This window comes from Pseudomonas sp. TH34, from assembly GCF_016650865.1.
Lineage (GTDB): Bacteria > Pseudomonadota > Gammaproteobacteria > Pseudomonadales > Pseudomonadaceae > Aquipseudomonas > Aquipseudomonas yamanorum.
This window is the reverse complement of the sequence record NZ_JAEKFB010000010.1, coordinates 452,495-472,156: the sequence shown is the minus strand read 5'-3', so window position 1 is coordinate 472,156 and position 19,662 is coordinate 452,495. Positions and strand designations below refer to the sequence as shown.

Below are 19,662 nucleotides of genomic sequence, written 5' to 3'. Positions count from 1 at the left end.
TTAGTCGATGACTTTCGGAACCAGGTACAGGCCGTTTTCGACCGCTGGCGCGATGGACTGGTAGGCCTCGCGATTATTGCGCTCGGTCACGACGTCGGCGCGCAGGCGCTGGCTGGCTTCCAGCGGGTGAGCCAGGGGCTCGATGCCGTCGGTGTTCACGGCTTGCATTTGGTCGACCAGCCCGAGAATGCTGTTCAGGGCTGCGGTGGTCTGTGGAAGATCGGCTTCATTGAGGCCAAGACAGGCCAAATGAGCGATTTTTTCCACGTCGGAGCGTTCAAGCGCCATGGGATTCTCCAGTGGAAAACAGAACGGAAGCTATCCGTGTGTTAGATTGTAGGAACACTACCGCATTTCTACGGTCATATGGCCGCGATTGTGGGGGTTGGTGCACAGAAAGTCGGCCAATTTAGCACATTGGCGCCTTGCCCAAAATCCCTGTCGTTGTTAGAGTTTGCCGCACTTTTTTACCCACGCGTTGCCTAGGGTCCCTTTCCCATGTTCAAGAAACTGCGTGGCATGTTTTCCAGCGATCTTTCCATCGACCTGGGCACTGCCAACACCCTTATTTACGTGCGCGAGCGCGGTATCGTCCTGAATGAGCCATCGGTTGTGGCCATTCGGACCCATGGTAATCAGAAAAGTGTCGTTGCCGTTGGCACCGAGGCCAAGCGCATGCTTGGCCGAACACCGGGCAACATCGCTGCCATTCGTCCGATGAAGGATGGCGTGATTGCCGACTTCAGCGTCTGCGAAAAGATGCTGCAGTACTTTATCAACAAGGTTCACGAAAACAGCTTTTTGCAGCCCAGCCCTCGTGTGCTGATCTGCGTTCCGTGCAAGTCCACCCAGGTGGAGCGTCGTGCCATCCGTGAATCGGCCCTTGGCGCCGGTGCCCGTGAAGTGTTCCTGATCGAAGAGCCGATGGCTGCTGCGATCGGTGCCGGCCTGCCGGTTGAAGAAGCGCGCGGTTCGATGGTGGTGGATATCGGTGGTGGTACCACTGAGATCGCCCTGATTTCCCTCAATGGTGTGGTGTATGCCGAATCCGTACGGGTTGGCGGCGACCGCTTCGACGAAGCGATCATCACCTACGTGCGTCGCAACTACGGCAGCCTGATCGGCGAATCCACTGCCGAGCGCATCAAGCAGGAAATCGGTACCGCTTACCCGGGCGGCGAAGTTCGCGAAGTTGATGTTCGCGGTCGCAACCTGGCCGAAGGCGTTCCACGGGCCTTCACTCTGAACTCCAATGAAGTGCTGGAAGCTCTGCAAGAGTCCCTGGCTACCATCGTTCAGGCTGTGAAGAGCGCCCTGGAGCAATCGCCTCCGGAACTGGCTTCCGATATCGCCGAGCGTGGCCTGGTACTGACCGGTGGTGGCGCCTTGCTGCGCGACCTCGACAAGTTGCTGGCCCAGGAAACCGGTCTGCCAGTGATCGTCGCTGAAGACCCGCTGACCTGCGTCGCCCGTGGCGGTGGCCGTGCACTGGAAATGATGGATAAACACACCATGGACCTGCTCTCCAGCGAATAAGCGTTTGCTGGTTTGCCCATGTTTCGCTCACAGGCAGCACTTTGCAGTGCTGCCTGTTGGCGTTTATCTTCTTCAATCTGCATCCAGGCCGGTTTGATGCCGTATGAATAAAGAAAACATTTGCCTGGGAGGAGCGGCTTATTAAACCGCTTTTTTCCAAAGGCCCCTCATTGGGCGTGCGCCTGTTGGTGCTGGTCGTGCTATCGGTTGCGCTGATGGTGGTCGATGCCCGCTTCACACTGCTCAAGCCAGTGCGTAGCCAGATGTCGCTGGTCCTGATGCAGACGTACTGGATCACCGACCTGCCGCAGCGCCTCTATCAGGGTGTGGCCAGCCAATTTGGCAGCCGCACCGAGCTGGTGGCCGAGAACGAAAAACTCAAGACCGAAAACCTGCTGCTGCAGGGGCGCATGCAAAAGCTGGCGGCCCTCACCGAGCAGAACGTTCGGCTGCGCGAGTTGCTCAATTCCTCCGCGTTGGTCAACGAGAAGGTCGAAGTGGCCGAGTTGATCGGCATGGACCCGAACCCCTTCACCCATCGCATCATCATCAATAAGGGGGAGCGCGACGGTGTGGTCCTTGGCCAGCCGGTGCTCGATGCCCGTGGCTTGATGGGCCAGGTGGTGGAGTTGATGCCTTATACCTCCCGCGTGCTGTTGCTGACCGACACCACCCACAGCATTCCGGTGCAAGTTAACCGCAACGGCCTGCGGGCGATTGCCAGCGGTACCGGTAACCCGGAACGCCTGGAGTTGCGTCACGTCGCAGACACCGCTGATATCAAGGAAGGCGACCTGCTGGTCAGCTCGGGCCTTGGCCAGCGTTTCCCGGCGGGTTATCCGGTTGCGACGGTCAAGGAAGTGATCCACGATTCCGGCCAGCCATTCGCCATCGTGCGCGCCGTGCCGACCGCTGCGTTGAACCGCAGCCGTTACCTGCTGCTGGTGTTCAGCGACAACCGCACCCCGGAAGAGCGCGCCAACGAAGCCGCCCAGGCCCAGGAAGCGGAAGACAAGCAAAACGGCACGGCGCCGATTATCCCTGCGACCGTGCCAAAGCCGGCCGCACCCGCCGCACCGGCAGCGGTTCCTGCAACGCCAGCCGCGCCGGTCGCGACGCCGGTCAAGCCTGTAGCCCATAGCGCACGTCCGGCCAAGCCTGCGGCTGCAACACCTGCCGCTGCCAAACCGCCCGCCGCCGCCAAGCCACCGGCTGCGGCCCCGGCAACCACTCGGCAGAGGGAAGAATAATGGCCGGTACTCATTCGCGTAACGGCTGGATTGTCTGGCTGACCTTTGCCATCGGCTTGCTGCTCAGCGTTTCGCCGCTGCCGCAATTCATGGAAATCCTACGTCCGTTGTGGCTCGCCTTGTTGCTGGCGTTCTGGGCCCTGGCGCTGCCGCACAAGGTCGGGATGGTCACGGCCATGTGCCTTGGGCTGATGGAAGATGTGCTCTACGGCACCTTGCTCGGCCAGAACGCGCTGATCCTGACCCTGATCACCTTCCTGGTGCTGTCGTTGCAGCAGCGTCTGCGCATGTTCCCCATGTGGCAACAGTGCCTGGTGATCCTGGTGATCTTCGGCCTGGCGCAGTTGGTACAGCTGTGGCTCAGTGCCTTGACCGGCAACCGCCAACCGACCCTCGCGCTGGTGTTGCCGGCGCTGGTCAGCGCGCTGTTGTGGCCTTGGGTCAGTTTTGGCCTTCGTGGGTTGCGTCGTCGCTATAAAATCAATTGAATGGATCGCGAGGCTCTGCCTGGTTATCGAACCCTACAGGGAGAGTCTGCATGAATTCGCTTTATCTGGCCTCGGGCTCCCCGAGGCGGCGTGAACTGCTGACACAGATCGGCGTGCCGTTCACCGTCGTCAGCGCCGCCATTGATGAAACTCCCCTTACAAATGAAACGCCCGCTTCCTACGTAGAACGCCTGGCGCGCGGCAAGGCTGCGGCCGGTCGCGCGGCTCTGGCCGAAGCCACTGGGGCCTGCGTGCTTGGCGCTGATACGGCGGTAATTCTCGACGGCCAAATCCTCGGCAAACCCCTGGACCAAGCCGATGCCCTGGCCATGTTGCTGGCCCTTTCTGATCGTGAACATGAAGTTTTGACTGCCATCGCCCTGATTGACGGCCAGCGTTGTGAAACGCGGCTGGTCAGCAGCCGCGTGCGGTTTCGCAAGATTTCAGCGGATGAAGCCACCACTTATTGGCACAGCGGCGAGCCCGAGGACAAAGCGGGCGGCTATGCTATTCAAGGCTTGGCGGCGGTGTTTGTCGCCGGACTCAATGGCAGCTACTCCGCCGTCGTTGGCCTGCCTGTCTGCGAAACCGCAGAACTGCTGGCTCAATTCGGCATACCCTGTTGGCAAAACCTTACCGTGCGCTAAACGCCGTATTCCAGCGCCAAGCCTTAAGCGATCGGTCACTATTGTGAAAACGCCTGAACGAGACCCAGCCATGAGTGAAGAGATTCTGATCAATATCACGCCGATGGAATCGCGCGTGGCGGTGGTAGAGAACGGTGTTCTGCAAGAAGTGCACGTCGAGCGCACCCAAAAGCGCGGGATCGTCGGCAATATCTATAAAGGCAAGGTTGTGCGTGTGTTGCCGGGGATGCAGGCGGCTTTCGTCGACATCGGCCTGGACCGCGCCGCGTTTATCCATGCTTCGGAAATCTCCCTGCGCGAAGGCCCGGCGGTTGAAAGCATCAGCGCCCTGGTGCACGAAGGGCAGAGCCTGGTGGTGCAAGTCACCAAGGACCCGATTGGCTCCAAAGGCGCGCGGCTGACCACGCAACTGTCGATCCCTTCGCGGTACCTGGTGTACATGCCGCGCACCGCCCACGTTGGCATTTCCCTGAAAATCGAAGACGAAGCCGAGCGCGAGCGCCTGAAAAAGGTGGTCAGCGATTGCGTCGCTCTGGAAGGCATCAAGGAGGCCGGTGGCTTTATCCTGCGCACCGCCGCTGAAGGCGCGGGTGCCGATGAAATCCTCATGGACATCCGCTACCTGCGTCGCCTCTGGGATCAGATCGGCGCGCAGATCAAGACCATCGGTGCGCCCAGCGTGATCTACGAAGACCTCGGTCTGGCCCTGCGCACCTTGCGCGATCTGGTCAGCCCGAAGATCGAGAAAATTCGCATCGACTCGCGGGAAACCTTTCAGCGCACCACGCAATTTGTTGCCGAACTGATGCCGGAAATCGCCGACCGCCTCGAGCACTACCCGGGCGAGCGGCCGATTTTCGACCTGTATGGCGTCGAAGACGAAATCCAGAAAGCCCTTGAGCGCAAAGTGCCACTAAAGTCCGGCGGCTACCTGGTGGTGGACCCGGCGGAAGCCATGAGCACCATCGACGTCAACACCGGCGCCTTTGTGGGCCATCGCAACCTCGAAGAAACCATCTTCAAGACCAATCTCGAAGCGGCCACCGCGATTGCCCGCCAGCTGCGCCTGCGCAACCTGGGCGGAATCATCATCATCGACTTCATCGACATGGAAGACGAAGAGCATCAACGCCAGGTGCTGCGCACCCTTGAGAAGCAGCTGGAGCGCGATCACGCCAAGACCAACATCATCGGCATTACCGAGTTGGGGCTGGTGCAGATGACCCGCAAGCGCACCCGTGAAAGCCTGGAGCAAGTGCTGTGCGAGCCGTGCAGCAGTTGCCAGGGGCGCGGCAAGTTGAAAACTCCGGAAACGGTTTGCTACGAGATTTTCCGTGAAATCCTACGGGAGGCGCGCGCCTACCAGGCCGAGGGCTATAGAGTCCTGGCTAACCAGAAGGTGGTCGACCGGTTGCTGGATGAAGAGTCCGGCAACGTGGCCGAGCTGGAGGGTTTTATCGGGCGCACCATTCGCTTCCAGGTCGAAACCATGTATTCCCAGGAACAATATGACGTGGTGCTGCTCTGATTCGCGTTAGCTTTTGTCAACGAGACGGACAGACCTCGATCTGCCGTCCGACTATTGCCTTTGAGGGTCGCCTGACATGGAGCGTCTGATACGCTTTTTTGCCGCATTGACCCGCTGGGGCCTCGGCCTGTGCGCCTTGCTGCTGGTATTGGCAGCGGTGTACGTGAGCCTTGGCCGTGAATTGACGCCGCTGGTGGCGGAATACCGTGGCGAAATCGAAGCCAAGGCTCGCACGGCGCTGGATATGCCCCTGAGTATCGGCAGCCTGGAAGGGCGCTGGAGCGGCTTCGCCCCGGTATTGATGGCCCACGACGTGATGGTCGGCGAGGGCACCAATGCCCTGCGCCTGGACCAGGTACAAGTGGTGCCGGACATCTGGGCCAGCCTGCTGGCGCGCGAAGTGCGCATTGCCCACCTGGAAGTCAGCGGCCTGCAGGTCAGCGTGAAGGAGGACCAGGACGGCCATTGGGCGCTGCAAGGCCTGCCGGTGCAGGACGACCAGCCACTGGATCCCGAACAACTGCTGACGCGCATGCAAATGGTCGGGCAGGTTTCATTGCTCGACAGCCAGGTGACGCTGCAGCCATTCGACCAGGCGCCGCTGACCTTGACCTATGTCGGCGTGAGCCTGCAGACCGGGGCCAACCGCCAGCGCCTGGACGCGCGCTTGACTCTGCCCGACGGCCAGCCCCTGGCGTTGAACCTGAGCACCCGGATCCGTGCCAGCCAGTGGAAAGACGGCGAAGCCCAGGCTTACCTGAGCTTGCCCCAGAGTGACTGGGCAAAATGGATCCCGGCGAAACTGCTCCAGCAATGGAAACTCACCGAATTCAAGGCCGGCGGCGAATTCTGGCTGACCTGGGCCAAGGGTACTGTGCAAAGTGCTGCCGTACGCCTCAACGCCCCGCAACTCAAAGGCAGCTATGCCGATCGCAAGCCGGCGCACATCGAGAACCTGGCCCTCACCGCCTACCTGCAACGCAGTGACAGCGGCCTTAAGGTGCTGTTTGACTCGCTGGCGATGAACCTGGGCGACACCCGCTGGGAATCGCGCCTGCAACTGCAGCAAACCCTGGCGACCGACAAGGCCCAGGAAGTCTGGAACCTGCAGGCCGATCGCCTGGACCTGACGCCGATCACGCCATTGCTGCACGCCTTGGCGCCCTTGCCGGAAGCCGTGGCCACAACCCTGGATCATCTAAAGGCTACCGGCACGCTGCGCAACGTATTGCTGGATTACCGGCCTCAAGACACCACCGAGCAGCGCGTGAGCTTTGCGGCCAACCTCGACCGCGTCGGCTTTGACGCCTACTTCGGCGCACCGGCCGCCCGCAATGTCAGCGGCAGCATCAGCGGTGACCTGGGCAAGGGCGAGTTGCGCATGGACAGCAAGGACTTCTCCTTGCACCTGTTTCCGATCTTCGCCAAGCCTTGGCAGTACATCCAGGCCAACGCCCGCCTGACGTGGAAGCTGGACAAGGAAGGCTTCACCCTGATCGCGCCGTATATCAAGGTGCTGGGTGAGGAGGGCAAGGTCGCCGCCGATTTCCTGATTCGCCTGCATTTCGACCATAGCCAGGAAGACTATATGGACCTGCGGGTCGGTATGGTCGATGGCGATGGCCGCTTTACCCCAAAATACCTGCCGGCCGTGTTGAGCCCGGCACTCGATGAGTGGTTGCGCACCGCGATTCTCAAGGGCGCGGTGGACGAAGGCTTCTTCCAGTACCAGGGCTCGCTGAATCACGATGCGCTGCCCGCCTCACGCAATATCAGCCTGTTCTTCAAGGTGCATGATGCCGAGCTGGCGTTTCAGCCGGGCTGGCCGCACGTCAGCAAGGTCAAGGGTGAAGTGTTTGTCGAGGAGAGCGGCGTGCGCATCCTGGCCAGCAAGGGCCAGTTGCTCGACACCAAGGTCAACGACATCTACGTCAACATTCCCCATGCGCCTGAAGGCAAGGACAGTCACCTGCTGCTCACCGGCAACTTTGCTGGCGGCCTGGGCGATGGGCTGAAAATCCTTCAGGACGCGCCGATCGGTACCGCTTCGACCTTCGCCGGCTGGAAAGGCGAGGGTGACCTGCAAGGCAAGCTGGACCTGGATATTCCTCTGGCCAAGGACGCCGATCCCAAGATTGTGGTGGACTTCAAGACCGACAAGGCGCGCCTGCAACTGGCCGATCCTGCGCTGGACCTGACCCAGCTCAAGGGTGATTTCCGCTTCGACAGCGCCAAGGGCCTGAGTGGCCAGAACATCAGCGCACAGGCCTTCGACCGGCCGATCACCGCGCAGATTTTCGCCGATGGCAAGCAAGGCAACCTCAACACTCGCGTCACCGCGAAAGGGCAGGTGACCGTCAAGCGGTTGACTGACTGGCTGAAGGTCAGCCAGCCGTTGCCGGTGTCCGGCGATATCCCCTACCAATTGCAGCTCAACCTCGACGGCGCCGACAGCCAGTTGATGGTCAGTTCCAACCTCAAGGGTGTGGCCGTGGACCTGCCGGCGCCGTTCGGCATGCCAGCGAGCCAGGGCCGTGACAGCGTGTTCCGCATGACCTTGCAGGGTAAGGAGCGCCGTTACTGGTTCGATTATGGCGAGTTGGGCAGCTTCACCTTCGCCGCCCCGGCCGACAGTTTTGCCGATGGCCGTGGCGAGCTATTCCTGGGGGATGGCGATGCGGTGTTGCCGGCCGGCAAGGGCTTGCGTATCCGCGGTGTGTTGTCGGAGCTGGATATCGATCCCTGGAAAAAACTCGTGGACCGCTACGCCGGCAACGATCCGGGAGGCAGTGCCAAGCAGCTGTTGAGCGGGGCGGACTTCAAGATTGGAAAGCTGACGGGCTTCGGCACCCAGTTTGATCAGGTCAACCTGCAACTGGATCGCAAACCCGCCGCCTGGGGCTTGCAGTTCGACAGCCAGCAGGCCAAGGGTACCGTGGGGTTGCCGGATGCCAAGGGCGCGCCGATTGCGGTCAACCTGCAGTACGTGAAGTTGCCTGCTGTGGATCCGACGGTGCAGGCAGATGAAAATGCGCCGGACCCGCTGGCTGACGTTAATCCCAAGGATATTCCTGCGCTGGATATCGCGATTGCCCAGTTGTTCCAGGGCCCTGACCTGATAGGTGCATGGTCGTTGAAAGTGCGGCCGACGGCCAAGGGCATGGCGTTCAACAGCCTCAACCTGGGGCTCAAGGGCATGCTGCTCCAGGGCGCCGGCGGTTGGGAGGGCGCTCCCGGCGCCAGCAGCAGTTGGTACAAGGGCCGCCTGGACGGCAAGAACATTGGGGACGTGCTCAAGGGCTGGGGGTTTGCGCCGAGTGTGACCAGTGAAGAGTTTCATGTGGACGTGGACGGCCGCTGGCCGGGCTCGCCAGCCTGGGTCGGTCCAAAGCGCTTCTCCGGCAGCCTGGACGCAAGCTTCCGCAAAGGCCAATTTGTTGAAGTGGAAGGCGGCGCCCAGGCGCTTCGGGTGTTTGGCTTGCTGAACTTCAACTCCATCGGTCGCCGGCTGCGCCTGGACTTCTCGGACTTGCTCGGCAAAGGCTTGAGCTATGACCGAGTCAAGGGCTTGCTGGCGGCCAGTAATGGCGTGTTTGTGACCCGTGAGCCGATCACCATGACCGGCCCGTCGAGCAACCTCGAGATCAACGGCACCCTGGACCTGGTGGCTGATCGTGTCGATGCCAAGCTGCTGGTGACGCTGCCGGTCACCAACAACCTGCCGATTGCCGCGCTGATCGTCGGCGCGCCGGCCATTGGCGGTGCGCTGTTCCTGATCGACAAGCTGATTGGCGACCGTGTTTCGCGTTTCGCCAGCGTGCAGTACAAGGTAGAAGGCCCGTGGAAGGACCCGAAAATCACCTTCGACAAGCCATTTGAAAAGCCAAACTGAGTACCTGTGGAGTAGCATGGCCTCATGCCTTTTCTGGAGTGTAGGCCCATGTCCTTTGCGGTAATCCAAATGGTCAGCCAAAGCGATGTGCTGGCCAACCTGGCCCAGGCCCGGCGCTTGCTGGAACGAGCGGCGGCGGGTGGTGCAAGGCTTGCGGTACTCCCGGAAAACTTCGCCGCCATGGGCCGTCGCGATGTGGCCGATATCGGTCGCGCCGAGGCCTTGGGCGAAGGACCGATCCTGCCATGGTTGAAACAGACCGCCCGCGACCTCACCTTATGGATAGTGGCCGGCACTTTGCCGCTGCCTCCAAAGGATCAGCCGAACGCCAAGTCCAATGCCTGCTCGCTGCTGATTGATGATCAGGGCGAAATCGTTGCCCGTTACGACAAGCTGCACCTGTTCGATGTCGACGTGGCTGATGCCCGGGGTCGTTATCGCGAATCCGATGACTATGCTCATGGTAGCCAGGTGGTGGTGGCGGATACGCCGGTCGGCCGCCTGGGGCTGACAGTGTGTTACGACTTGCGCTTTCCGGAGCTTTACAGCGAATTGCGCGCGGCGGGTGCTGAACTGATTACCGCACCCTCCGCCTTTACGGCGGTGACGGGTGCCGCGCACTGGGATGTGCTGATTCGTGCCCGGGCCATCGAGACCCAGTGCTATCTGCTGGCGGCCGCCCAGGGTGGCGTGCATCCGGGGCCCCGGGAAACCTTCGGGCATGCGGCGATCATCGATCCATGGGGACGCGTGTTGGCACAACAGGATCAAGACGAAGCGGTGTTGTTGGCCGAGCGCGATAGCAGTGAACAGGCGTCGATACGGACGCGCATGCCGGTGGCGGGCCACCGGCGCTTTTTCTCGCAGGGCGCGCAGCGACCTGCTTCAGAACGATGAATTTAAGGCCAAACCTATGAGCGAGTTGTTGTCCTCAGTCAGTGAACACCTCCTGGCGCCTGGTGGCGTGACCATCGAAAGCTTGCAAGCGGTCCTCGGCGATCTGGCCGGGCCAGGCATCGACGCTGCCGACCTGTATTTCCAGGGGCAGATTTCCGAGTCCTGGGCCCTGGAAGACGGGATCGTCAAGGAAGGCAGCTTCAACCTTGATCAAGGTGTGGGCGTGCGTGCGCAGTCCGGTGAAAAAACCGGCTTTGCGTACAGCAATGCCATTACCCTTGAAGCCCTGGGCCTGGCGGCTCGTGCGGCGCGTTCGATCTCCCGTGCCGGTCAAAACGGGACGGTGCAGGCGTTCAGCACCCAGGACGTGGCCCAGTTGTATGCCCCGGATAACCCGCTGGAAGTGATCAGCCGCGCTGAAAAGGTCGAGCTGCTCAAGCGTGTGGACGCGGCGACCCGCGCCCTGGACCCGCGTATCCAGCAAGTCACCGTGAGCATGGCCGGTGTGTGGGAGCGCATCCTCGTGGCCTCCACCGATGGCGGCCTGGCGGCGGATGTGCGGCCACTGGTGCGTTTCAATGTCAGCGTGATCGTTGAACAGAACGGCCGCCGCGAGCGCGGTGGCCATGGCGGCGGCGGGCGTACCGACTACCGTTATTTCCTCACCGAAGACCGCGCCATGGGCTATGCCCGTGAAGCGCTGCGCCAGGCCCTGGTTAACCTGGAAGCGATTCCAGCACCAGCCGGCACGTTGCCGGTGGTGCTGGGGTCCGGCTGGTCCGGCGTGCTGCTGCATGAAGCCGTGGGCCACGGCCTGGAAGGTGACTTCAACCGCAAGGGCAGTTCGGCCTACAGCGGGCGCATGGGCGAGATGGTTGCGTCCAAGCTCTGCACCATCGTCGATGACGGCACCCTGGCTGGGCGTCGCGGCTCATTGAGCGTCGATGACGAAGGCACCCCGACCGAGTGCACCACGCTGATCGAAAACGGCGTGCTCAAGGGCTACATGCAAGACAAGCTCAACGCCCGCCTGATGGGCGTAGCCCGTACCGGTAACGGGCGTCGCGAGTCCTACGCGCACCTGCCGATGCCGCGCATGACCAACACTTACATGCTCGGTGGCGAAAGCGACCCGGCCGAGATCATCGCCTCGGTGAAGCGCGGTATCTACTGCGCCAACCTCGGTGGTGGGCAGGTGGATATCACCAGCGGCAAGTTCGTGTTCTCCACCAGCGAGGCGTACTTGATCGAAGACGGCAAGATTACTGCGCCGGTCAAAGGGGCAACGTTGATTGGCAACGGTCCGGAAGCTATGAGCAAGGTCTCGATGGTCGGTAACGACCTGTCGCTGGACAGCGGTGTGGGGACATGCGGGAAGGATGGTCAGTCGGTGCCGGTGGGTGTCGGCCAGCCAACCTTGAAAATTGATGCGATCACCGTGGGTGGCACGGGGTCGTAAGAACGGGAGCTTCGGGTGGCGAAAGTCGCCACCCGGGGAAGAGGGTCAGCGCAGGCCGCGTTGACTATCGTCCAGCTCACGGATGTACTTGAAGATTTTTCGGCTGGAGGCCGGTGGCTTGCTTTGCGCCAGTTCGTGCTGGGCCTGACGGATCAGGGAGCGCAATTGTTGGCGATCGGCATCCGGGTACTCGATGACGAACTTCTCCAGTACCGCGTCATCGCCGGCGATCAAGCGATCACGCCAGCGTTCCAGGTTATGGAAACGCTCGTTGTACTGGCGAGTGGAGGCATCGAGTTGATCGAGCAACGTCAGAATGGCGTCAGTGTCCTGGTCGCGCATCAGTTTGCCGATAAACATGAGGTGCCGTTTACGCGCGATATTCGCGGTGTGCTTGGGCGCATCGTTCAGAGCCCGGCGCAGGGCGTCGGTCAATGGCAGTTTTGCACACAAGTCAGGCTTGAGTGTTGTAAGGCGCTCGCCGAGGTCAACCAGAGCATGCAGCTCGCGTTTGACCTGAGATTTGCTTTTCTCCCCATCGAGGGAGTCGTCGTAAGAATCAACCATGGTGGCAGTCCGCAAAGAAACGCCGCCATGATAACCAGTCGGGGGCCGCTTGTCCGGCCCGGTCGCTAGAAGGCCTTAACCGAAAGCAGAATTTGAGTGGAGAAAACCATGAGTGCAACCCAAAGCGTCGGTCCGCAAGCGTTACCGGCACTGCAGGAGCAAGTCGAGCAGATCATTGCCGAGGCCAAGCGCCAGGGGGCCAGTGCCTGTGAAGTGGCGGTGTCCCTGGAGCAGGGGTTGTCGACATCGGTACGCCAGCGGGAAGTGGAAACGGTTGAGTTCAACCGCGACCAGGGGTTTGGCATTACCTTGTACGTGGGCCAGCGCAAAGGCTCGGCCAGCACCTCCGCCAGTGGCCCGGAAGCGATTCGCGAAACCGTCGCCGCCGCACTGGCGATTGCCAAGCACACGTCTGAAGATGAAAGCTCGGGCCTGGCTGATGCAGCCCTGATGGCTCGGGACTTGAAAGATTTTGACCTGTTTCATGCCTGGGACATCACCCCGGAGCAGGCTATTGAACAAGCGTTGACTTGCGAAGCGGCGGCATTTGATGCCGACAGCCGGATCAAGAACGCCGATGGCACCACCTTGAGCACTCATCAGGGTTGCCGCGTGTATGGCAACAGCCACGGCTTTATCGGCGGTTATGCCTCGACGCGTCACAGCCTGAGCTGCGTGATGATCGCCGAAGCCAACGGCCAGATGCAGCGTGATTACTGGTACGACGTGAACCGCCAGGGCGAATTGCTGATGGACCCGGTGCTCATCGGCCAGCGTGCCGCGCAACGTGCGGCCAGCCGCCTGGGCGCGCGCCCGGTGCCGACTTGCGAAGTGCCCGTGTTGTTCTCGGCGGAACTGGCCGGTGGTTTGTTCGGCAGCTTCCTTGGGGCGATTTCCGGCGGCAACCTGTATCGCAAGTCGTCGTTCCTCGAGGGCGCGATTGGCCAGAAGCTGTTCCCGGAATGGCTGACCATCGATGAGCGTCCGCACCTGATGCGCGCCATGGGCAGTTCGTCGTTTGACGGTGATGGCCTGGCGACCTATGCCAAGCCGTTTGTTGAGAACGGTGAGTTGGTGTCCTACGTGCTGGGTACTTATGCCGGTCGCAAGCTCGGACTGCCAAGCACAGCCAACTCGGGCGGCGTGCACAACCTGTTCATCACCCATGGGGATGAAGACCAGGCGGCGCTGTTGCGGCGTATGGGGCGTGGCTTGCTGGTCACCGAGTTGATGGGCCATGGCCTGAATATGGTCACGGGGGATTATTCTCGTGGCGCGGCGGGTTTCTGGGTGGAAAACGGTGAAATCCAGTTCGCCGTGCAGGAAGTGACCATCGCCGGCAATATGCGTGACATGTTCAAGCAGATTGTCGCGGTGGGTAATGACCTGGAACTGCGCAGTAACATCCGCACCGGTTCGGTGTTGATCGAGAAGATGACCGTCGCCGGCAGCTGACCCGCCGACAAACGCTGAAAAAAGGCGCGCCATCCATTGGATAGCGCGCTTTTTTTTGTGCCTGGAATTCCGAGTGATTTCCTCAGGCTCTTGTTTTGATTCTCAATATCATTTAATAATAAATATCATTACCGAATGAGTGTGGATCATGAGTTCTGTCCTGCATGAGGATCCCTACCTGGAAAGCTGGCGTTGGATGAGTCGTCAGATTCGCTGCGGCCTTGATCCCGACGAGCCCCGCCTGATCGAACATTACCTGGCCGAAGGCCGGTACCTCGCCTGTTGCACCGCGACCCACCCGTGGACCATCGGCGAAACCTCATTCCGCCTGCTGCTCGACACCGCCTCCGATATCGCCTTGCCCTGGCACTGGCGGTCCATGTGCCTGGACCAAGCCTGGCGCCCGTTGCGCGACCTGGAAAAACTTTCCCACTGTGCCTGCCGCCTCAAGCGCTGGCAGACCTTTGCCTGGCAATTGGCGACCTGCGAATTGCTGCCGTCCATTTCTGTTTCTGACCTGGTGCAAGGATCTTCCGATGAGTAACACCCGTATCGAACGCGACAGCATGGGCGAACTGCAAGTGCCCGCCGAGGCCTTGTATGGCGCGCAAACCCAGCGTGCGGTGAACAACTTTCCCATCAGCCACCTGCGCATGCCGGCGCAGTTCATTCGTGCGCTGATCCTGGCCAAGGCTGCCGCCGCCAAGGCTAACGTCGAGCTGAAACAACTGAGCGAAGCCCAAGGCAAGGCCATCGTCGATGCGGCCCAAGGCTTGCTGGAAGGCGACTTCATGCAGCACTTCCCGGTGGATATCTTCCAGACCGGCTCCGGCACCAGCTCCAACATGAATGCCAACGAAGTGATTGCGACCCTGGCCAGCCGTTTGCTGGGCGAGCCGGTGAACCCCAACGATCACGTCAACTGCGGCCAAAGCAGCAACGACATCATCCCGACCACCATTCACGTCAGCGCAGCGCTGGTGTTGCATGAGCAAACCCTGCCGGCGCTGTTGCACTTGGTACAGGTGATCGAACACAAGGCCGAAGAGGTGCACCGCTTCGTCAAGACCGGCCGGACGCACCTAATGGACGCGATGCCGGTGCGCATGAGCCAGGTGCTCAATGGTTGGGCTCAACAGCTCAAGGCGAATATCGGCCATCTGCAAGACCTGCTGCCAAGTTTGCAGGCGCTGGCCCAGGGCGGCACTGCAGTCGGCACCGGGATCAATGCGCATCCGGAGTATGCGGCGCGTTTCAGCCAGCAACTGAGCAGCCTGACCCACGTTCAGTTCACGCCGGGCAAGAACCTGTTTGCATTGATCGGTTCCCAGGACACCGCTGTCGCGGTCTCCGGGCAGCTCAAGACCACCGCCGTGTCCTTGATGAAAATCGCCAACGACCTGCGCTGGATGAACTCCGGCCCGTTGGCCGGCCTCGGTGAGATCGAACTGGAAGGCCTGCAACCGGGCTCCTCGATCATGCCGGGCAAGGTCAACCCGGTGATCCCGGAAGCTACCGCTATGGTTGCCGCACAGGTGATCGGCAATGACACGGTGATCACCATCGCCGGCCAGTCCGGCAACTTCGAACTCAACGTGATGCTGCCGATCATTGCCCAGAATCTGCTCAGCAGCCTGGAATTGCTGGCCAACTCCAGCCGCCTGTTGGCGGACAAGGCCATCGCCAGCTTCAAGGTCAACGAAGCCAAGCTCAAGGAAGCGCTGTCGCGCAACCCGATCCTGGTGACCGCACTCAACCCGATCATCGGTTACCAAAAGGCCGCCGAAATCGCCAAGAAGGCCTATCAACAAGGCCGCCCGGTGATTGACGTGGCGCTCGAACACACCGACTTGCCCCGCAGCCAACTGGAAATCCTGCTGGATCCGGAAAAGCTCACGGCCGGCGGCGTGTAATCACCGACCCTGCTTTGGAGGCTCACCATGGAGCACTGGAAACGCACGATCGAACGGGCCAATCGCTGCTTTATGGCGGGCGAGCTGGTAGACGCCCGCGAGGCCTATCTGCAAGCCCTGGCGCTGGCTCAAGTGTTGTTTGAGCGCTGGGCGGATGCCGACGAAGCGGTGGCGGCTTGCGTCATTTCTCATCACAACCTGGCCGACCTGCACCTGCGCCTGAACCAGCCGGAGGAGAGCGCGGAATACCTATGCGCCATTCACCAGCGCTTGTTGCAGACCATGCAGGACACTCGCCTGAACCCGCAATTGCGTGAAGCGGCCCTGCGCCAGAGCAGCAAGACCTACGTCGAACTGCTGAATTTCATCAGCGATCACGGTGAGTATCCACGTACTCACCGCCTGCTGGGCAGCAATGTGGCGCCATCGGATGCGTCGACCCGCAACAGCCCTTTTTATGGAGCTCATTGATATGTCCTACACCTTGCCGGCCTTGCCTTACGCCTACGATGCCCTTGAACCGCATATCGATGCGCAAACCATGGAGATCCACTACACCAAGCATCACCAGACCTACATCAACAACCTAAACGCGGCTGTCGAAGGCACCGAGTTTGCCGGTTGGCCGGTGGAGAAACTGGTGTCCAGCGTCCAGCAACTGCCGGAAAAGCTGCGGGCGGCGGTGATCAACCAGGGCGGCGGTCACGCTAACCACTCGTTGTTCTGGGCAGTGATGTCGCCCAAGGGCGGCGGCAAACCGGACGGTGCGCTGGGCAAAGCCATCGACGAACAGTTGGGCGGTTTCGATGCGTTCAAAGAAGCGTTCACCAAAGCTGCCTTGACCCGTTTTGGCAGTGGCTGGGCGTGGTTGAGCGTGACCCCGCAAAAGACCCTGGTGGTGGAAAGCAGTGGCAACCAGGACAGCCCGCTGATGGGCGGCAATACGCCAATCCTCGGCCTGGACGTCTGGGAACACGCTTACTACCTGCTGTACCAAAACCGTCGTCCGGAATACATCAATGCGTTCTACAGCGTCATCAACTGGCCGGAAGTTGCCGGACGCTACCAGGCGGCGCTGGGCTGACACGCCTCTATAACAAGATCTAAGGCCGACTATGGGCACTGAAACACTGGCGATCAGCAGCGTGCGAATGTTTCGTTATGCGTTTGGCTCGCTGCTGCTATTGGCGGGAACCGCGTTGCTGGTGGCCCAAGGGCTGGCCTGGCTTGACCTGGAACCCCGCATTCTGCGGGCCTTGCAAGGTGGTGCCATTTGCGCGCTTGGCACCGCCTTGGGCGCTGTGCCGGTACTGGTGATCCGCCGAATGCCGTTGGCGGTGAGCGACACGCTGCTCGGCTTCGGTGCCGGGGTAATGCTGGCCGCGACGGCGTTTTCGCTGATCGTGCCGGGTATTGCGGCTGCGCAAAGCCTGGGGCTGGCGTCTTGGGCCGCCAGTGGCTTGATCAGTTTCGGCATCATGCTGGGCGCGTTCGGGTTGTACCTGGTGGATCGCAAGGTCTCCGGCGCCAGCCCGGAAATGCTGGTGGGCAGTCCGGAACACCCGGTGATACCGCCGCGTATCTGGCTGTTTGTGTTCGCCATCATTGCCCACAACATTCCCGAAGGCATGGCCGTGGGTGTCTCGGCAGGCGGCGGCATGCCCGATGCCGACAGCCTGGCCATGGGCATCGCCTTGCAGGATGTGCCGGAGGGATTGGTGATTGCGCTGGTGCTGGCCGGGGCAGGGATGTCGCGGGTCAAGGCGTTCCTGATCGGCGCGGCGTCAGGCCTGGTGGAGCCGGTGTTTGCGGTGCTGTGCGCCTGGCTGGTGAGCCTGGCGGAGGTGCTGTTGCCGTTGGGGCTGGCACTGGCGGCCGGGGCGATGCTGCTGGTGGTGACTCACGAAGTCATTCCCGAGTCGCGGCGCAATGGCCATGACAAGCTTGCCAGCTTGGGGCTGTGCATCGGGTTCTGTTTGATGATGGTGATGGATACAGCATTGGGGTGAAGCCGCATCCGGCTTCACTCGCTCACAGGAAGGCGGGTTTACTCGCCTTCGTCGAAGTAGTTATTGATCAACTTCACCAGCGCATCCATCGCTTCCTGCTCTTGCTCGCCTTCGGTCTTCAGATGAATCTTCGTGCCCTTGCCCGCAGCCAACATCATCATGGCCATGATACTTTTGCCGTCGACCATGGATTCGGGAGTGCGCCCGGCGCGAATCTGGCAAGGGAACTGCCCGGCGACGCCGACGAACTTTGCCGAGGCCCGGGCGTGCAGGCCCAGCTTGTTGATGATTTCAATTTCCAGAGCGGGCATCGCGGAGGTGTTCCTTTCAGCTGAGGTCGCGGTGGCGAACCTGGACGTTCTTGAGGGTTTGTTGCAGCACCTGGCCCAGGCGTTCGGTCAGGTAGACGGAACGGTGATGGCCGCCGGTGCAGCCAATGGCGATGGTGACATAAGCCCGGTTGCTGGCCGCAAAACGCGGCAGCCACTTGAGCAGGTAGCTGGAGATGTCCTGGAACATCTCCTCGACATCCGGTTGCGCCGCCAAGTAATCGGCCACAGGTTGGTCCAGCCCGGACTGATCGCGCAGCTCCGGCTTCCAGTACGGGTTGGGCAGGCAGCGCACATCAAACACCAGGTCGGCATCCACAGGCATGCCGCGCTTGAAGCCAAACGACTCCACTAGAAAAGCAGTGCCCGGCTCCGGCTGATTCAGCAGGCGCAGCTTGATCGCATCCCGCAGTTGATACAGGTTCAGGCTGGTGGTGTTGATCTTGAGGTCGGCCAGGTCAATGATCGGTCCCAGCAGTTTGGTTTCGTCCTCGATGGCTTCGGCCAAGGAACGATGGGGACTGCTCAACGGGTGGCGACGACGGGTTTCGGAGAAGCGCTTGAGCAGCGTCTCTTCATCGGCGTCCAGGTACAGCACATCGCAGTGGATGTGCTTGGCCCGTACTTCTTCGAGCAGTTCCGGGAAACGTGTGAGGTGGCTGGGCAGGTTGCGCGCGTCGATCGATACGGCGACCAGCGGTTGCGCGAGCTCAGTGTGAATCAGGGCGCGTTCCGCCAGTTCCGGCAGCAGGCCAGCGGGCAGGTTGTCGATGCAATAGAAGCCGTTGTCCTCAAGAACATTGAGGGCCGTGCTTTTACCTGAGCCGGAACGGCCGCTGACGATGATCAAACGCATGATTAATGCCCGTTTTGTTCATCCAGGACAACCTGATAGAGCGCCTCATTGCTGGGGGCGCTGCGCAGTTTGTCGCGTACTTCTTTGCGGTCGAGCATGCTGGCGATTTGTCGAAGCAGTTCCAGGTGCGCATCGGTGGCGGCTTGCGGGACCAACAGTACAAACAGCAGGTCAACCGGGGCGCCGTCGATGGCGTCGAAGTCGATAGGGGCGTCCAGGTGCAGCAGGGCGCTGACTGGAGACTCGCAGCCTTGCAGGCGGCAGTGAGGAATGGCGATGCCGTTGCCAAAGCCGGTCGAGCCGAGCTTTTCACGGGCAATCAGGGCCTCGTACACAGCTTGCGTATCCATTTCGGGCACTTCGCGGCCGATCAGGTTGGCAATTTGTTCGAGGGCACGCTTTTTACTGCCGCCCGGCACGTTCACGAGGGAACGGCCGGGGGTCAGGATGGTTTCAAGTCGGATCATGGGTGGGGAGTGTTAGCGGCCAGTGCCTTGAAGAAGGCTCTGCTGCTTTTCCTTATGCTTTTTAAGTTGGCGGTCAAGCTTGTCTGTGAGCAAGTCGATTGATGCATACATGTCTTCATGTTCGGCATTGGCGACCACTTCGCCACCAGGTATCTGAAGTGTCGCTTCAATTTTCTGCTGAAGCTTGTCGACCTTCATGATGACCTGCACGTTGGTGATCTTGTCGAAATGGCCCTCAAGCTTCCTCAGCTTCAGCTCGACGTATTCGCGCAATGGAGGGGTGACTTCTACATGGTGTCCACTGATGTTGACTTGCATACAGCTTCTCCTTCGTTGCCAGTGCATAAAGCGACGGGTAGGAATACCCGT

Annotated in this window: 20 protein-coding genes; 14 read left to right on the top strand and 6 right to left on the bottom strand. The window is 60.9% G+C overall.

Going from position 1 to position 19,662, the window contains the following annotated elements:
* Positions 1–288: an Asp-tRNA(Asn)/Glu-tRNA(Gln) amidotransferase subunit GatC gene (gene gatC, locus JFU58_RS07010; protein ID WP_003216077.1), complete on the bottom strand. Its 288-nt coding sequence runs from the start codon at positions 286–288 to the stop codon at positions 1–3.
* A gap of 210 nt (positions 289–498) precedes the next feature.
* Between gatC and mreB the strand changes: the two genes are divergently transcribed.
* The 8 genes from mreB (at position 499) to tldD (ending at position 11,697) form a co-directional block, all read left to right on the top strand.
* The gene (mreB, locus tag JFU58_RS07005) at positions 499–1,536 is read left to right on the top strand and encodes a rod shape-determining protein MreB (RefSeq protein WP_002555108.1); all 1,038 of its coding nucleotides are present in this window, start codon (positions 499–501) and stop codon (positions 1,534–1,536) included.
* Between the two features lie 140 nt (positions 1,537–1,676).
* Positions 1,677–2,786 (top strand): rod shape-determining protein MreC, encoded by a 1,110-nt coding sequence (gene mreC, locus JFU58_RS07000; protein WP_201140173.1) that lies wholly within the window; start codon positions 1,677–1,679, stop codon positions 2,784–2,786.
* The gene (mreD, locus tag JFU58_RS06995; RefSeq protein ID WP_003216081.1) at positions 2,786–3,274 is read left to right on the top strand and encodes a rod shape-determining protein MreD; all 489 of its coding nucleotides are present in this window, start codon (positions 2,786–2,788) and stop codon (positions 3,272–3,274) included. The genes mreC and mreD overlap by 1 nt, the downstream gene beginning before the upstream one ends.
* A 50-nt stretch (positions 3,275–3,324) precedes the next feature.
* A complete protein-coding gene (locus JFU58_RS06990) occupies positions 3,325–3,921 on the top strand; it encodes a Maf family protein (protein ID WP_201140132.1) in 597 nt (198 codons plus the stop codon).
* A 70-nt stretch (positions 3,922–3,991) separates the two neighbouring features.
* Positions 3,992–5,449 carry a ribonuclease G gene (rng, locus tag JFU58_RS06985; protein ID WP_003216085.1) on the top strand — a complete coding sequence of 486 codons (1,458 nt, stop codon included), beginning with the start codon at positions 3,992–3,994 and terminating at the stop codon, positions 5,447–5,449.
* Between the two features lie 76 nt (positions 5,450–5,525).
* Positions 5,526–9,341, top strand: a complete 3,816-nt coding sequence (locus JFU58_RS06980; protein ID WP_201140130.1) for a YhdP family protein — start codon at positions 5,526–5,528, stop codon at positions 9,339–9,341.
* A gap of 48 nt (positions 9,342–9,389) precedes the next feature.
* Positions 9,390–10,238 (top strand): carbon-nitrogen hydrolase family protein, encoded by an 849-nt coding sequence (locus JFU58_RS06975; protein ID WP_177026170.1) that lies wholly within the window; start codon positions 9,390–9,392, stop codon positions 10,236–10,238.
* A 16-nt stretch (positions 10,239–10,254) separates the two neighbouring features.
* Positions 10,255–11,697, top strand: coding sequence for a metalloprotease TldD (tldD, locus tag JFU58_RS06970; protein WP_063027147.1), 1,443 nt, complete (start codon positions 10,255–10,257; stop codon positions 11,695–11,697).
* Between the two features lie 45 nt (positions 11,698–11,742).
* Here tldD and yjgA read toward each other — a convergent pair whose 3' ends face one another.
* A complete protein-coding gene (gene yjgA / locus JFU58_RS06965) occupies positions 11,743–12,264 on the bottom strand; it encodes a ribosome biogenesis factor YjgA (protein ID WP_003216092.1) in 522 nt (173 codons plus the stop codon).
* Positions 12,265–12,372: 108 nt separating this feature from the next.
* Between yjgA and pmbA the strand changes: the two genes are divergently transcribed.
* The 6 genes from pmbA (at position 12,373) to JFU58_RS06935 (ending at position 17,641) form a co-directional block, all read left to right on the top strand.
* Positions 12,373–13,719, top strand: coding sequence for a metalloprotease PmbA (pmbA, locus tag JFU58_RS06960; RefSeq protein ID WP_063027149.1), 1,347 nt, complete (start codon positions 12,373–12,375; stop codon positions 13,717–13,719).
* Between the two features lie 148 nt (positions 13,720–13,867).
* Positions 13,868–14,263 carry a FagA protein gene (locus tag JFU58_RS06955; protein ID WP_076014430.1) on the top strand — a complete coding sequence of 132 codons (396 nt, stop codon included), beginning with the start codon at positions 13,868–13,870 and terminating at the stop codon, positions 14,261–14,263.
* The gene (locus JFU58_RS06950; protein WP_201140128.1) at positions 14,256–15,632 is read left to right on the top strand and encodes a class II fumarate hydratase; all 1,377 of its coding nucleotides are present in this window, start codon (positions 14,256–14,258) and stop codon (positions 15,630–15,632) included. Before JFU58_RS06955 ends, JFU58_RS06950 begins: the two co-directional genes overlap by 8 nt.
* A gap of 27 nt (positions 15,633–15,659) precedes the next feature.
* Entirely contained in the window at positions 15,660–16,103 is a 444-nt protein-coding gene (locus JFU58_RS06945; protein WP_063027153.1) for a hypothetical protein, read from the top strand.
* A 1-nt stretch (position 16,104) separates the two neighbouring features.
* A complete protein-coding gene (locus JFU58_RS06940; protein WP_201140127.1) occupies positions 16,105–16,716 on the top strand; it encodes a superoxide dismutase in 612 nt (203 codons plus the stop codon).
* A gap of 31 nt (positions 16,717–16,747) precedes the next feature.
* Complete coding sequence (locus JFU58_RS06935) at positions 16,748–17,641, top strand: ZIP family metal transporter (protein WP_201140126.1); 894 nt, start codon at positions 16,748–16,750, stop codon at positions 17,639–17,641.
* Positions 17,642–17,679: 38 nt separating this feature from the next.
* Here JFU58_RS06935 and JFU58_RS06930 read toward each other — a convergent pair whose 3' ends face one another.
* From JFU58_RS06930 to hpf, 4 genes are read right to left on the bottom strand one after another with little or no spacing between them, the layout of a single operon-like run.
* Positions 17,680–17,952 (bottom strand): HPr family phosphocarrier protein, encoded by a 273-nt coding sequence (locus JFU58_RS06930; protein WP_017138240.1) that lies wholly within the window; start codon positions 17,950–17,952, stop codon positions 17,680–17,682.
* 16 nt (positions 17,953–17,968) lie between these two features.
* Entirely contained in the window at positions 17,969–18,826 is an 858-nt protein-coding gene (gene rapZ, locus JFU58_RS06925) for an RNase adapter RapZ (protein WP_027604814.1), read from the bottom strand.
* Between the two features lie 2 nt (positions 18,827–18,828).
* Positions 18,829–19,293, bottom strand: coding sequence for a PTS IIA-like nitrogen regulatory protein PtsN (gene ptsN / locus JFU58_RS06920; protein WP_063027160.1), 465 nt, complete (start codon positions 19,291–19,293; stop codon positions 18,829–18,831).
* A 12-nt stretch (positions 19,294–19,305) separates the two neighbouring features.
* Positions 19,306–19,611, bottom strand: a complete 306-nt coding sequence (hpf, locus tag JFU58_RS06915; protein WP_017477729.1) for a ribosome hibernation-promoting factor, HPF/YfiA family — start codon at positions 19,609–19,611, stop codon at positions 19,306–19,308.
* Positions 19,612–19,662: the final 51 nt, after the last annotated feature.